At 45.8% G+C, this 15527-nt stretch carries 12 protein-coding genes; 11 read left to right on the forward strand and 1 reads right to left on the reverse strand.

Translation table 11 applies throughout. The annotated features are described in order from the left end of the window. The first annotated feature begins 64 nt into the window (after positions 1–64). Together ilvC and NLBNIHML_RS26230 are read left to right on the forward strand one after the other, a co-directional pair. On the forward strand, positions 65–1057 hold the full coding sequence (gene ilvC, locus NLBNIHML_RS26225; protein ID WP_192134654.1) for a ketol-acid reductoisomerase: 993 nt from the start codon (positions 65–67) through the stop codon (positions 1055–1057). A 139-nt stretch (positions 1058–1196) separates the two neighbouring features. Then, positions 1197–2738 (forward strand): 2-isopropylmalate synthase, encoded by a 1542-nt coding sequence (locus tag NLBNIHML_RS26230; protein ID WP_339303278.1) that lies wholly within the window; start codon positions 1197–1199, stop codon positions 2736–2738. A gap of 225 nt (positions 2739–2963) precedes the next feature. Here the strand turns inward: NLBNIHML_RS26230 and NLBNIHML_RS26235 are convergent, their stop codons facing one another. Further along, positions 2964–3944, reverse strand: coding sequence for an aldo/keto reductase (locus NLBNIHML_RS26235; RefSeq protein ID WP_339240818.1), 981 nt, complete (start codon positions 3942–3944; stop codon positions 2964–2966). Positions 3945–4177: 233 nt separating this feature from the next. On the opposite strand from NLBNIHML_RS26235, the gene leuB reads away from it, so the two are divergent. The 9 genes from leuB (at position 4178) to NLBNIHML_RS26280 (ending at position 15385) form a co-directional block, all read left to right on the forward strand. Continuing rightward, complete coding sequence (gene leuB / locus NLBNIHML_RS26240; protein ID WP_339240821.1) at positions 4178–5263, forward strand: 3-isopropylmalate dehydrogenase; 1086 nt, start codon at positions 4178–4180, stop codon at positions 5261–5263. A 278-nt stretch (positions 5264–5541) separates the two neighbouring features. Continuing rightward, on the forward strand, positions 5542–6081 hold the full coding sequence (locus NLBNIHML_RS26245; RefSeq protein ID WP_091032840.1) for a peroxiredoxin: 540 nt from the start codon (positions 5542–5544) through the stop codon (positions 6079–6081). A gap of 357 nt (positions 6082–6438) precedes the next feature. After that, positions 6439–6855, forward strand: coding sequence for a hypothetical protein (locus tag NLBNIHML_RS26250; protein ID WP_017689649.1), 417 nt, complete (start codon positions 6439–6441; stop codon positions 6853–6855). Between the two features lie 449 nt (positions 6856–7304). Further along, entirely contained in the window at positions 7305–8411 is a 1107-nt protein-coding gene (locus NLBNIHML_RS26255; protein ID WP_150364819.1) for an ATP-binding protein, read from the forward strand. 121 nt (positions 8412–8532) lie between these two features. Then, positions 8533–9498, forward strand: a complete 966-nt coding sequence (locus tag NLBNIHML_RS26260) for an AAA family ATPase (protein WP_339260008.1) — start codon at positions 8533–8535, stop codon at positions 9496–9498. Positions 9499–9502: 4 nt separating this feature from the next. After that, positions 9503–10618 carry a DUF58 domain-containing protein gene (locus NLBNIHML_RS26265; protein WP_339260010.1) on the forward strand — a complete coding sequence of 372 codons (1116 nt, stop codon included), beginning with the start codon at positions 9503–9505 and terminating at the stop codon, positions 10616–10618. Continuing rightward, positions 10615–11928, forward strand: coding sequence for a hypothetical protein (locus NLBNIHML_RS26270; RefSeq protein WP_339260011.1), 1314 nt, complete (start codon positions 10615–10617; stop codon positions 11926–11928). Before NLBNIHML_RS26265 ends, NLBNIHML_RS26270 begins: the two co-directional genes overlap by 4 nt. Before the next feature lie 83 nt (positions 11929–12011). Continuing rightward, positions 12012–12968 carry an aldolase catalytic domain-containing protein gene (locus NLBNIHML_RS26275; protein WP_339198382.1) on the forward strand — a complete coding sequence of 319 codons (957 nt, stop codon included), beginning with the start codon at positions 12012–12014 and terminating at the stop codon, positions 12966–12968. A gap of 290 nt (positions 12969–13258) precedes the next feature. Beyond that, positions 13259–15385 carry a bifunctional diguanylate cyclase/phosphodiesterase gene (locus tag NLBNIHML_RS26280; RefSeq protein ID WP_339260013.1) on the forward strand — a complete coding sequence of 709 codons (2127 nt, stop codon included), beginning with the start codon at positions 13259–13261 and terminating at the stop codon, positions 15383–15385. The last annotated feature ends 142 nt before the right edge of the window (positions 15386–15527 follow it).

The raw sequence follows: 15527 nt of genomic DNA on the forward strand, positions 1-15527 counted from the left end.
CGGTCCCTTGAGACACCCGCTCATTAATGAAGGGTTCTTTACAATAAAAGGAGGACTTATAAACATGCCAGTAACTACTTATTATGAACAGGATGCAGAGCTTAACGTATTGAAAGGAAAAACGATTGCGGTAATCGGTTATGGTAGCCAGGGCCACGCCCAAGCCCAAAACCTTCGTGATAGCGGATTGAACGTGGTCATCGGACTTCGTGAAGGTAAATCCTTTGACTCCGCAAAAAATGACGGATTTGAAGTTCTGTCCCCGGCTGAAGCAACAAGCCGCGCAGATGTAGTTCAAATCTTGCTTCCTGACGAAACTCAAGCGTCTGTATACAAAAACGAAATCGAACCAAACCTCAAAGAAGGCGCTGCATTGCTCTTCTCCCACGGTTTCAACGTTCATTTCGGTCAAATCGTTGCTCCAAAAAACAGTGATGTATTGCTGGTAGCTCCTAAGTCCCCTGGTCACATGGTACGTCGTACTTACGTGGAAGGTTTTGGTGTACCGGGCTTGATCGCGATCGAGCAAGATGCAACGGGTAAAGCTAAAGAAATCGGTTTGGCTTATGCTAAAGGTATCGGTTGTACACGCGCAGGGGTTATCGAAACTTCCTTCCGTGAAGAAACAGAAACTGATTTGTTCGGTGAGCAAGCTGTTCTGTGTGGTGGTGTAAGTGCATTGGTAAAAGCGGGATTCGAAACTTTGACAGAAGCGGGTTACGCTCCTGAAATGGCATACTTCGAATGTCTGCACGAACTGAAGCTGATCGTTGACATGATGTATGAAGGCGGACTTGCAAGTATGCGTGATTCCATCAGTAACACAGCTGAGTACGGTGACTATGTAACTGGACCTCGCGTTGTAACGGAAGATACGAAGAAAGCAATGAAAGAAGTACTGACGGATATCCAACAAGGTAAATTCGCACGTGACTTCATTCTGGAGAACCAATCCGGTCGTGCATTCTTGACAGCAACTCGTCGTAACGAAGCTGAACATCCAATCGAAGTGGTTGGCGGACAATTGCGTGAGATGATGCACTGGATCAAGAAGTAAGCATTAACTTTTAGAATATGCACTTTAAGGTATTCAAGTAAACTTAAAGCTTTAACTGGGAATAGCGGCCGTGCTTATGCGTGTGCCGCTATTGCTGGTTCAGAGAAACATTATAATACAAGTACAGGAGGTGCGAAGCGTGCGTAAAATCTATGTATTTGACACAACGCTGCGTGATGGAGAGCAATCCCCGGGAGTCAATCTGAACACTCGTGAAAAGGTGGAAATTGCCCATCAGCTCGAGCGGCTTGGCATTGACCGGATGGAAGCTGGTTTCCCGGCGGCATCTCCAGGCGACCTGGCAGCTGTCAATGCAGTAGCAAAAGCGGTTAAAAATGTTACCGTAATTGGCTTGTCCCGTTCCAGAGAGCAAGACATTGATGCGGTTAAGGAAGCACTTAAAGGTGCACAGGACCCATGTATTCACGTTTTCCTGGCAACTTCACCTATTCACCGCCAACATAAATTGCGTATGGACAAAGGGCAGGTACTGGATACAGCTCGTTCTGCGATTCGTTATGCGAAGAAAACATTTTCGAAGATCGAGTTCTCACTTGAGGATGCAGGTCGTACTGAATATGATTTCCTCGTGGAAATGGTGAATATGGCTGTTGAAGAAGGCGCAGCCGTAGTGAATATTCCGGACACGGTGGGTTACCTCAGTCCATATGAATACGGAAACATTTTCAAACATCTCAAGGAGAATGTGCACGGGATTGAAAAGGTACAGCTGAGTGCCCACTGTCATAATGACCTGGGTATGGCGACGGCCAATACACTAGCAGCCATCCTCAACGGGGCCGATCAGATCGAAGGTACGATCAATGGCATTGGTGAACGTGCAGGTAACACGGCGATCGAGGAAATTGCTATGGCGCTGGAGACACGTCAGGAATTTTTCCAGGCGAAAACCTCGTTGCAGTTATCTGAAATTGCACGGACCAGTCGTTTGGTTAGCCGTTTAACAGGTATGGTTGTGCCAGGAAACAAAGCCATTGTTGGGGCGAATGCCTTTGCACATGAATCCGGCATTCACCAGGACGGCATGCTGAAGGAAAAAACAACGTACGAAATTATGACGCCAGAGTCCATCGGTTTGAAGGAAAGCAAGCTTGTACTGGGTAAACATTCCGGTCGTCATGCCTTCCGTGAGCGGTTGATCGATCTTGGCTATGAGTTGGAAGAAGAAGCTTTGAATCGGGCATTTGCCCAGTTCAAAGAGCTGGCTGATAAGAAAAAAGAAGTTACTGACGAAGATCTGCTTGCCGTAATTGAAGAGAAATTGCAGGATGCACCCGAGGTGTATAAACTGGAATCGATCTTTGTTACGTACGGAGATGAATCGGTACCAACAGCCAAAGTCCGCATTGCAACGCTTGACGGGGATACGGTTGAGAAGCAGGCGGAGGGTAATGGATCGGTAGATGCGATCTACAATGCGATTGACCAAGTAAGTGGGGAAGACGTAACGTTGTCTGACTATTCGATCAAATCGGTAACACATGGCAAGGATGCATTGGGTGAAGTACATGTTGTGCTGACTCAAAATCAGGTTTCCGTACAAGGGCGTGGTGTAAGCACAGATATATTGGGTGCAAGTGCACGTGCCTATGTAGACGGTCTGAATCAATTAATTGAGAAACGCAAGACATACACAAATCGTGTAAATGTGAACCTGTAGGCTCCGTTCCGGTGCAGCAATGTACGCTGACAGGAAGATGTATCTCATTTCGAATGGATATAGAAGATCGTGCGGCCTGCTTTGTTCCGTTCAGTGAGGTACGTAAAGAGTCTGACTCTCCTATGGAGGGTCAGACTCTTTTGCTTTTAATATATATAATTAGGGCAGGTCCACACAGTGTAGTTTCTACGGTGACCTCGTGCATTACCATACGCTATCAAGTTATTACCACGCGTATGCATTAGGTGCATGTCCACCTGGACCTGGGAAAATCTCATCCAGACGTTTGAGCACGGCTTCATCCAAAGTCACATCCAGACATTTGAGTGCGGTCTCAAACTGCTCGAGTGTACGCGGTCCAATAATTGGAGCGGTTACTGCGGGATTGGCTGCAACCCATGCCAAAGCCACCGTATCCTGTGGTTCACCGAGATCACGACAGAGCGCTGCGAAGTCTTCAAGCTGAGTCTGTTGCTGCTCAATTCGTCCCGCGATGCCGCCACTGCGTGTTCCTTCCAGCTTCTGCAGAGCATTACGTCCCAGTAACCCACCATCAAGCGGACTCCATGGAATGACGCCGAGGCCCAGTTCTTTGGCAGCAGGCAGTACTTCCAACTCAGGCAAACGACAGTTGAGGCTGTATTTATGCTGTTCGGAAACAAGGCCAAGGAAATGGCGGTTGTTGGCTTCGCTTTGAGCGATTGCAATCTGCCATGCAGCAAAGTTGCTTGAACCTACATAACCGATTTTACCTTGATGAACGGCATTCTCAAATGCACCCCACAGTTCATTCCATGATACAGCTGGGTCAACATGGTGCATCTGATACAGTTCGATATGATCGGTCTGCAAGCGGCGGAGGGAACCCTCCAGATGCCGTCTGATTTTATAGGCAGAGAGGCCAGCTTCGTTGTTGGGGCCATCTGTATCATCATGCATGGAGCCATAGACTTTGGTGGCCAAAACTACTTTTTCACGTCTGCCACCGCCCTGATTGAACCAGCGTCCGATAATTTCTTCGGTAAGCCCAGAATTTTCACCCCACCCGTAGATGTTAGCGGTATCAAAAAAGTTTACCCCTGCATCGAGTGCTGCGTCCATAATGCGGAAAGCTTCTTTTTCATCTGTAGCAGGCCCGAAATTCATGGTACCGAGACAGATTCGACTGACCTTGAGGCCTGATTTACCCAAATACGAATATTGCATGTTGCTTATCCCTCCTGCGTACCTGATTTGAATTCAGCTATATTTTACCCTACCGGGAGGGTCAGGAACAACTTGTGAAAGTTAATCTCTATCGGCTTATAGGTAAAATCTATTAAAGTCATAGATTGTATATCTTGGTCAAATGACCTTGGAATATGATACAAAAGAGAGAGTTAATATGAGACGTTACTTTATGAATAATAATGAATGAAATATAAGGAGTGGACAACCCAATGGCAGACGTGAAAAAAATTGCAGTTATTGCAGGTGACGGAATCGGCCCTGAAGTCGTAGCTGAGGCTGAGAAAGTTCTTAAACGTACGGAGGAAGTATTCGGTTATCGTTTTGAGACAGAGCATGCCCTGTTTGGTGGAATCGCGATTGATGAGAAGGGTACGCCTCTTCCAGAAGAAACACTGAGCGTGTGTAAAAGTGCAGATGCAGTCCTGCTTGGAGCGGTTGGCGGTCCAAAATGGGATAACAACAGCAAGGAGCTTCGCCCGGAAACAGGCCTGCTGGGTATTCGCAAAGCACTCGGATTGTTCTCCAACCTGCGTCCGGCTGTCGTATTTGATTGCTTGAAGGATGCCTCAACGTTGAAGCCGGAAGTACTTGAAGGTACAGATCTGATGGTGGTACGTGAATTGACAGGTGGTATCTACTTCGGTGAGAAGTTCAGACGTGAAAGTGCACAGGGTGAAGAGGCCGTAGATACTTGTGCATATAATGTAACAGAAGTGGAGCGAATCGTTCGTCAGGCATTCGAAATTGCGCAAGGACGTCGCAAGAAGCTGGCTTCTGTAGACAAAGCCAACGTATTGGAAACTTCCCGTCTCTGGCGTGAAGTTGTGAATCGGGTAGCACCGGATTATCCGGATGTTGAACTGGAGCATGTGTTGGTAGACAACTGTGCGATGCAATTGCTTCGTCGCCCAGCCAGCTTCGATGTTATTGTAACGGAAAACATGTTCGGAGATATCTTGAGTGATGAAGCAGCGATGCTGACGGGTTCCATCGGTATGCTTGCATCTGCATCACTGGGAGAAGGCAGCTTCGGACTCTATGAGCCGGTACACGGTTCTGCACCGGATATCGCAGGTCAAGGCCTCGCTAATCCGATTGCAACCATTCTCTCTTTGGCGTTGATGTTCCGCACAACCTTTGGTTATGCAGAAGGTGCGGATGCCATTGAAGCAGCTGTGTCGAATGTATTGAACGCAGGACACCGCACGAGTGATATTGCTGTAGACAAGAGCACAGCGATCAGCACGACCGAAATGGGCGATTTGATTGTAGCGGCTATTCAGAAACAGGCGTAATTATATTATCAAGAACATGGCAGCCCTTTGTTTCCAGTTATGGAATGTACAGAGGGCTGTTCCTTTATGATTTTTGGCACGAAAAATCCTTATTTATAATTATTATAAAAAAATAATGGTTATAATCTTGACTTTGGGAAGTCCGGATGATAACATTTTACTTGTACTTGTTATCAAGTATCAAATCATTTTAATTACAGGAAAGGCGTTCGCGTTTTTCTTGATGATGAGCAATCCATATGGATGCTTACATAATCCCAAAGGAGGAATTTTTAGTTATGGCAGAACGTTTGGTTGGTAGACCAGCACCGGATTTCGCAATGGAAACAGTATCGGGAGATGGACAAGATTTTGGTTCCGTTAAACTGTCCGATTATCGTGGCAAATGGCTTGTATTCTTCTTTTATCCTTTGGACTTCACATTTGTGTGCCCAACTGAAATTACAGCTTTGAGCGTTGCTTCCGAGCAATTCAAAGCTTTGGATACTGAAATCCTTGGCGTGAGCGTAGACTCCGTACACAGCCACAAAGCATGGATCAACACACCTGTAGATAGCAATGGTCTGGGTCAGTTGAACTTCCCGCTGGCTTCCGACATCACGAAGCAAGTGGCTAAAGATTACGGCGTTCTGATCGAAGAAGAAGGCGTAGCATTGCGCGGCCTGTTCATCATCGATCCAGAAGGCGAATTGAAATATCAAGTGGTTAACCACAACGATGTAGGCCGTAGTGTTGAAGAAACACTTCGCGTACTGCAAGCACTGCAATCCGGCGGATTGTGTGCAATGAACTGGAAACCAGGCGACAACAACCTGTAAGGCCAGGTTAACTTGAACGGTTTTTGTTCAAGCCCTCATCCCGTTAGGGATTGAGGGCTTTTTGCACCCTTTTGCCAGAAGTTATCACGAAGTTAATCAAAAGTGTTTGAACAAGCAGCTAAGCGTGTTAATAATATATTAGAAGAAAGTCTTCTTTTTATTTGTTGAAAGAGGAATTGATGGCCAGTAAGGCGAATAGGGTATGGAAACCCGGTAAATATTCCGGTGCTCTGCATTTATAATCTGTACATGAATGTGATACACTGATGGAACTATTCCTTTTCGGAAGTGCTGGAAGTGTACGGGATGCATTTTAACAAAAAAAGTCCCGGCACGTAATAAGGAGGGTGAACAAAAATGAGTTACTGTTGTGGGGCAAGTATGGTTGGAACGAAGGGCACGCTGAAGCATTACCGCACCCAGGTTCATAATGTTCCCCTGCTGTTTTGCCCGGTGTGTCATCGGGTTGAGGTGCATTATAAAGTGGAAAACGAATATGAAATTCTCGCCGAATATGCGCATGGAGACGGTGCATCCGAGATCGACTTTCAAGATTATGTTACAGAAGATGAGGATGCCATTTTCGAAAACTGTGTAAACCGTGAGAGCGAGGATGCCATGGTCATTGTGCAGCGCCAGATTGATATGGCTCTGGATTTGCTCAGGCTCGCCAAAGAAACCAAAGACGAGAAGTGGGAAAGTGAACTTAAACGTCGATTAGCTGTGATGAGTCAGCGCAGACTGAAAATTCAGCATAATAAGACCGGACTATAGATGAATTTGGATATATCACAAATTAAAGATATTAAAAACGAAGCTGATTTGCCTAAGGGGTGAAACGGCTTCGTTTTTGTGCTGTTGTTCTGGAACTAATTCGAGGTTTTTTTTAAAATAATTTCCATTCGACACTTTCTCCGATTGACTCTCTTCTATAAACTTGTCTATGATAAAAGCAGACTTGCAAAAGAGGCGGAGCAAAAAAATGTTCGTGTTTGGGAATAGGAGAAGGTCGGAATGGAACAAACGTATATGATTTTCCGGATCGAGTGTTGGTTACCGGGAATAGACCAGCTTGAGTTCCGGACATGCCATCCATATTTTCGGCTCAGCCCCCCAACGAAAGGGCACCGGTAATGAAAAATAAAATCGGCCCTTCCTGTTTCTGTGATGATATGATGTCCGAATGGCAAGTTTATCATTTACGTGAAAAGGAGGAACCTGACATGATTAGTGAATTTCAGGATACAGTGCCTCAACCAACGGATGGATTCCCGCCTGTGCATCTGGATAACAACAAGTACGAGAATGTACTGGAACATCTGGATAGCGGTATTATGTTGTTTGACAGTCACGGTGTATTGACGTTTATTAACGTTCAGATGGCAAAGTTGTTGGAACTTCCGAGAAGTCTGTTGAGCGGCTGCACCCTGATGCAAATGCTGCATCATCCGCAGATGAGCCGATTCAAGAAAAAGAAAATTTTACGTATTTATCGGGAAACCATTTTTCATCGTAAGCGCTATCATGAGTTGATCGATGAATACGGCAGGCATTGGCTGGTTACTGTAACGTACGGTGATCAGATGGATGGCGACTTTTTGTTCAGCGTCAAAGATGTATCTGATTATAAACAAATCGAACAGACCGCTTATCAAAATGACAAACTTGCGATGCTGGGGCGGATTTCAGCATCTATTGCTCATGAAATTCGTAATCCGTTGACTGCAATCCGTGGGTTCATCCAACTGCTCAGGCCCCATTTGCTGCAGCTCGGCAAAGACGAGTACGCGCGAATCATACTGACGGAGATTGATCGGGCGAACGACATCATCTACGAATTTTTGAATTCTTCCAAGCCATCGGCTCCACAGAAGACCGTGATGTCTGTCGACTCTTTACTCAAAGAGGTGGTCCTGCTGACAGAAAGCGAAGGTTTGATGAAGGGATGCGAGATCGTCCTGGATGAAGGGGATGCCCCGCTGAATGTGTCCATTGATGTCAAACAGATTAAGCAGGTTATTTTGAATATGGTGAAAAATGCAATGGATGCGATCGAGGAAGTCGGTGAAGAACATACCGGTCTAATTCGAATATCTACTGCCACGGAAAACAAGTTCGTGCAGATCTCCATCGCGGATAACGGTCATGGGATGGACCATAATACGCTTGTACGTCTGTTTGATCCATTCTTCACGACCAAGGAGAGCGGAACGGGACTTGGACTGTCAGTAAGTTACCGAATCATCAAGAACCATGGAGGTACCATCTCTGTGGATAGCAAAAAAGGCGAGGGTACGCGGTTTATGATTATGTTGCCTTTGGTATTTTGAGAAGTGCGGGGAGTCAAGGAGTCGGCCATCTGCCGACTCCTTTGTTTTATGTTGCCAATTAGGGTTATAGTTAGTAATGAATGCGAATACATAAGCTCCATAACGGAAGGATGAGATGCAGATGGAAATCCAAGGAATGGAACGAATGAATCAACAATTGATGGATCACGTGGGAAAAGTAATTGTGGGAAAAGAGCATACCATAGAGCTGGTGATGACCGCGATTATAGCGTCAGGACATTTACTGCTGGAGGATGTACCGGGTACCGGGAAAACGATGCTCGCCAAATCGGTGGCCTCTTCATTGGACTGCACCTTCCAACGGATACAGTTTACACCAGACTTGCTGCCCTCTGACTTAACAGGAATTCACTTTTTTAATCAAAAAGAAGGTGATTTTGAATTCAGACCGGGGCCCTTGTTTGCCAATCTTGTACTAGCCGATGAAATTAACCGGGCTACACCGCGTACGCAATCAAGCTTGCTGGAGTGCATGGAAGAGCGCCAGATCAGTATCGACGGCTCAACGAGACAGCTGGAACGGCCATTTATCGTTATCGCCACCCAGAACCCCGTAGATAATCAGGGAACTTTTCCGCTACCTGAGGCTCAGATGGATCGTTTTATGATGAAAATTCGCATGGGTTATCCAAGCAGTGAAGAGAGTGTAGAAATCTTGAGACGTACGGTAGCCAGACGCTCTGTTGATGATCTCACGGCAGTGATCAGTCGTGAAGAACTTTTGAAGGCGCAGGATACGTATAAAACCGTGCAAATCAACGAAGATTTGCTACGATATATCATTCAGTTAACGGAAGCGACAAGGCAACATCCTGAGCTCTCACTTGGCGTAAGTCCACGCGGGGCTCAGGCATTACTTAAGGCAAGTCAGGCATGGGCTGCACTGCATGGCAGAGACTTTGTTTTGCCTGATGATATTAAGGTTCTGGCGGTACCTGTGCTGGCCCACCGACTTGTATTTCGTAACCGGATCAGACAACAAGAAGGCTTGGCGGAGCGTATCATCCAGGAACTTCTGAATCAGACAGAAGTGCCTACGGAGAATCTCGCTACAAGCGGGCGTTAATCTTATGGCATTATTATGGCTTGTCCTTGTTGGAGGCATTGTCGTTGTTATACATGGTGTGTGGTTCGGACGACCTGCACTGCGAAAGCTCAAGTACAGTAGACAATTCAGCAAGCTGCGTTGTTACGCTGGAGATGAACTTGAGATGGTGGAGACGATATCGAATGAGAAGCGAGTCTCCGTACCGTGGCTCAGACTTGAATCGATGATGCCCGTGTCGTTTGTATTTCGTTCCGGCTCAGGTATGGATATTAGCCAAGGCGAAATCTATCAGAACCACAAGAGTATTTTTACGTTGAAACCGTTTACTCGTATTACGCGCAAGCATCCTTTTACATGTACTCAGCGTGGGATTTATCCATTAAATACAGCAACGATGACAGGTGGGGATCTCTTTGGCGTGTGGCGTTCCACCAAACCGATTCCTTTGCAAATGTCTATGGTCGTGTATCCTTCATTAGTGAATGCAGAGGATCTTCCTGCAATTTATCAGGTATGGCAGGGAGAAGTGGAAGTATCACGATGGATCGTTGAAGATCCTTTCTTGATTCTGGGTGTTCGGCCTTATGGCGCAGGTGACCCCATGAATCGCATTCACTGGAAAGCGAGTGCACGTACAGGTGAATTACAAGTCTACAAGCAGGGATGGACAGCTGATCCGCAATCCTGGATTATAGTCAATATTCAGGAATCTGCAGATATGTGGAGTGTTGTCACTCGACCCGAAAAGATTGAACGGGCACTCCGTTACGCTGCCACGGCTGCAGTGGATGCTATCGGTAGAGGGCTACCGGCAGGCTTCGCCCATAATGGTTATCATGTGGGTGGCGGCCGCGATACACTTCGGATTGAGCCAGATTATGGCACACCCCATCTGGAAAGATTATTGGAAGCTATGGCGGAGACAGAGCTGAAATGCATGGTACCCATGGAGCAATTCCTGAATGATGAAGTGCGGTTGAATGAAGAAGCACAACAAATCCGTAGCTATCTGCTGATTACATCCTATGTATCTGCCGCTATGGAGCATGAGATTGCACGTCTGCATGAACAAGGGCATCGTGTGACGATTCTCCCGGTAGAAGACGTAAAGGGGAATACGAAGGCGGTGAGTGCATGAGCAGCAGACAGGCAGCGACGACCAAGGGACTCATAGCGATGTTTGCCGTCTTGATGGCTGGTATATACCTATTTCCGATATTTACACTCGCTTCATTCTATGCCATGGAACATTTGCCGTATATATTATTCATCCTGGTTGTTCTCGTGGGTTGGTTGGGACAATTCATTCAGTATAAAATTCCGGGTTTTAGCGAGAAAAGTACATTTATTCGTGGAGTAACGGCACTTTTCGTAGGATTTTTCTTCGGACTCGTTGTAGGAATGAGCCTCATTCTCCCGATGCCGGATATCATCACATTGATACTGTGTGGAGTCATCTCGGCTTATGCAGGTCTGACCTTCCAGCCAGTCTTTCATTCTGTATTGTTATGGCGTTTGCAGATTATGGGTGTAATCAGTGCGATTGTACTTATGATTGCTTCGAATTCATTGGAATTCATGCAGCCGATACGAACCTATACCCTATGGATCTATATTGCGGGAGTGATCAGCTTTGCCTTTTGGCTGGTTGGACGATATATGCTGCAACTGGACCAGGCAATGCTCAATGATGGCAAGAGAAGATTGGTTTTACGAGATTTTGCACGTGCGAATCATCAGCGGTTCATGTGGATGTTTATTGTCATCGTCGCGATCGGTGCTTTCCCAAGTCTCGCATCATGGCTGGGACCGCTACGTGACCGCTTGCTCGCATGGATCAGGGGATGGTTTGGCCCGATATCCGGCGAGGAGCCACGATTGCCAATGGACACTCCTGATCAGCAGCTAAATCTCCCGAATGACTGGAGAGAGCCCCCATCCGAGCCCTCAGTCTTCTGGAACATTCTGGGGTGGGTAGTGATGTGTGCTGTAGCAGGAGCAATCCTGTGGCTGCTTCTGAGGTTGGGACGAAAAACGATAAACAGACTCATGGAACGATTCAAGGGAATGTTACAACCTGGTGAAAAGAAGGCAGAACCACGAACGGAGTATATCGATGTGAGTGAGACACTTGATGCGCCAGCAAAAGTTCGGAAGAATTGGTTTCGGAGAAAAGAAGTGGTACCTGCTCAGGAGACTGAACGTGTTCGGTATTACTATCGGACTTGGATCGATAGAGCTACTCATCGAGGAGTGGGAATACAGGGGACGCATACTCCGCTCGAGGCTGCACAGACCATTATTCAGAATGGTGTGAAGCTAGAGGAAGATGAGCTGTCTGCGAGACTGCCAGATGCGTATAACAGCGTGCGGTATGGAGGAAAGGTTCCAGATGCATCAGATATGGTTGAGATTGATCGAATCTGGAAATCTTATCGAAGTAAATAAGTCCGGAATCCCTTTACTTTTCTTGTCACGTTCAAGTATCATGAGAGGAATACACAAGTTGGTCAGAAAAGGAGCAGACATTAATGAAGACAAATCATTGCAAAATTGTAGATTGTACGATCCGTGATGGCGGATTGGTAAATAATTGGGACTTTAGCGTGGACTTTGTTCAACAGCTGTATGCTGGGTTGAATGAAGCTGGCGTTGATTATATGGAAATTGGATACAAAAACTCTCCGAAGTTACTGAAAGGTGCTGAGGAAGCAGGACCATGGCGTTTCCTGAATGATGATTTCTTGCGTAAAGTGATTCCTCAAAAAGGCAATACCAAACTGTCTGCACTGGTTGACGTTGGACGTGTGGACGAGAATGATATCTTGCCTCGCAGTGAGAGCATGCTGGATCTGATCCGGGTTGCCTGCTACAGCAAAGATGTAGATAAGGCGCTTGCGCTGGTTCAAACATTCCATGATCGTGGATATGAAACTACACTTAATATTATGGCACTCTCTAATGTTATGGAGAATGAGCTGCTCGAAGCATTTGAATTGATCAAAGAAAGTACTGTGGATGTTGTCTACATTGTCGATTCTTACGGTAGTCTGGATCATAATGATGTGAAATATCTGGTAGAGAAGTTCAAGACTCATTTGCCTAACAAACGTCTTGGTGTTCACACACATAATAATATGCAGCTTGCGTTTTCTAACACATTGGTTGCGGCGGAACTTGGCGTTGAGCTGCTTGATGCCTCTGTGTATGGTATGGGACGCGCGGCAGGAAACTGTCCAACCGAATTGCTGGTAGCTCATCTGAAAGGAACTAAATACAATCTGCGTCCAGTACTTGGTGTATTGGAACAGTTGATGGTTCCACTGAGAGAAAAAGAAGAATGGGGTTACATTCTGCCTTACATGATTACAGGGGCGTTGGACGAGCACCCACGTTCAGCGATGGCGATTCGCTCATCGGAAGACAAGGATAAGGTCGTTGATTTCTATGATAAATTAACAACGCCAGAAGTGAATTTTGATAAGTAATATAGTCTGATATACAGTTGCAAATTAGGAAAACATGGACTCTAACTGGAGATCCATGTTTTTTTAGTTCTTAATGCCTTGTTTTTCTCTATATTTATGAATAAATATTCCTAGGAGTGACTATTTTTTAGTTCACGTATGCAGATTTAAATGTTATTATGTACCAGATAGCATGTGTATGCATGTGAATTGAACGTTGGTTAATATGTTTTTTTGTCGAATCATGTAGTAAGCTGTTGAGTTTGGTTAATGTAATTCAGGATAGGTGACCCCGGGAAGGAAAACACGGCATGAAGGTTAATCTGCAAGATCAGAGAAAAATAATTTGGGTCGCTGTTTGCGGCTTATTGTGTTTCCTCGCAAGTCAATGGTTCCGTTCCTCTTCAAGCTCTGATCTGACCCTATCGGGTTACCCGGTTTTGACACTCTTGGGTGGATTCGCTGCGGCAGCGGCCTGTATCGGTATCTACAATCAAAGCTGGTTGTTTCGGACACAGAAGCTAACTCTTCGGAGAACATTATTGACAACACTCTTTTTATTGATTGGTCTGTTTGAACTGGTTCATATCGTTTCATTTGCAGAAGAGATTCCAAATGGAGCCATGATGGAATCAGAGTTCTCCTTAATGATGTCAACCATGGGATCTTTGGTGTGTTCAGTAGGTTTGCTGCTCGTATATACCCTAAATGAGAAAGAAATTGCATTACCACGAAGGTTCTTGCTCTTCAGTGGAACATTGGGTGCCTTTGTTATTTTGTACATATTGGCGATTCAGGAGTGGAGCATGTTGCCAAATATGCTTGATGGGGATGTGCTTGGTGGAATCTTCACCCGGGTTCATTTTATGGTCGGGTTGCTCTATGCCATTATTGCAGTTCTTTTGTTTGTACAATGGAAAAAATCCAAAGATGGTGATGTACCAACCATTCTATGCGGCATCTTATGTTTCTTTTTTGGAGAATGTTATTTTGTTTCAGCAACGGGGGTGAATGATCTCAATCTGCTGCTGGGGTTGCTGAGTAATTGTATGGCATATTTTTTCATTCAAAAAGGACTGTATACGTCCGTAGTGGACACACCTTTCCTGCAACAGCAGGTCGCGGAGGCCAAGATGAACTATATTGCTCATCATGACGATGTAACAGGACTTCCAAATCGTCGTCGGCTTTCACAACGATTGAAAATAATGATGGATGATGCCGTGGTCGAGGAACAGCTTGTTGCTGTACTGGTCCTGAATATTAACCGGTTCAAGACCATTAATGATTCGCTCGGACAGCAAGCAGCTAACCGTGTTTTGCGTCAGGTAGGTCAACGACTGAAACATTCGTCACTTCCAGGAGAAGAAGTCTTTGGGCTGGGAAGAGATGAGTTTGCGTTGACAATGACAGATTTCAGTTCAACCAATACGGCGTTGCGACGGACAAGATCCATTCTTCAACTTTTTGAAAAGCCCGTTTTGGTTGATGGCAATGAGTATCACCTTACCCTTGGAATCGGTATGGCCATTTTCCCGCATGATGGTGAGTCGCCACAGGAGATCATTCAGAATGCGGATACGGCTCTGCACAGTGCCAAGGAACAAGGAATGGAACTGAATCGTTTTGCCCATGCGATGCAGATGAAGGCACAGGAGCGTTTGCAGCTTGAGAATGATCTGCGCAAGGCGTTGGATCGAGGTCAGTTCTACCTGGTCTATCAGCCGCAGGTTAATCTGCAAAGTGGTCTGATCGTGGGTATGGAAGCATTGGTTCGTTGGCAGCATCCGCAGCGAGGCTCGGTATCTCCGGCGGAATTTATTCCTCTGGCAGAAGAAAGTGGGCTCATTGTGCCTCTTGGCGAATGGGTGCTTCGTGAAGCGTGTGCACAGAACAAACAGTGGCAGGAAGCTGGTTATCGTAAGCTGTGTGTTTCGGTGAATCTGTCGATGAGACAATTCAGGCATTCCCATTTGTTGGACAATATCAATGGCATTCTCAAGGAGACAGGACTAGAGCCCGTATGGCTTGAACTGGAGATTACAGAGAGCATGACATTTGATAAAGACCGATCCTTCGAACAGTTGCGCAAAATCAAAGAAATTGGTGTGCATATCAGTATTGATGATTTTGGAACGGGATACAGCTCGTTGCACTATCTGAAGGATCTGCCGATTGATCGGCTCAAGATTGACCGTTCATTCGTTAATGAAGTCATGGAGGACAGCAATAACGCTGCGATTGTATCTACCATCACTTCAATGGCGCATCATTTACAATTGAAAGTGACTGCCGAGGGCGTGGAGAACGAAGACCAGATGATCTTTCTCCGCAATCAGCACTGTCATGAGGCTCAGGGCTATTTCTTTAGCAAACCGATTAAAGCCGCTGAATTTGAAAAGCAGTTTTTGAGAGATGTGGATAAGCCCACAGGATAGGGAACAGCGGGGGCGCAAGAGTGCTCCTGCTTTTTTAATGTTGATACGTAATGAAAAAAATGGAAAACATGACTTGCATGCTATAAAGGATCATGGTATATTATTATTTGTAAAATCACTGTTAACTTCCTAAGGAACTTAA

This window comes from Paenibacillus sp. JNU01, from assembly GCF_059130585.1.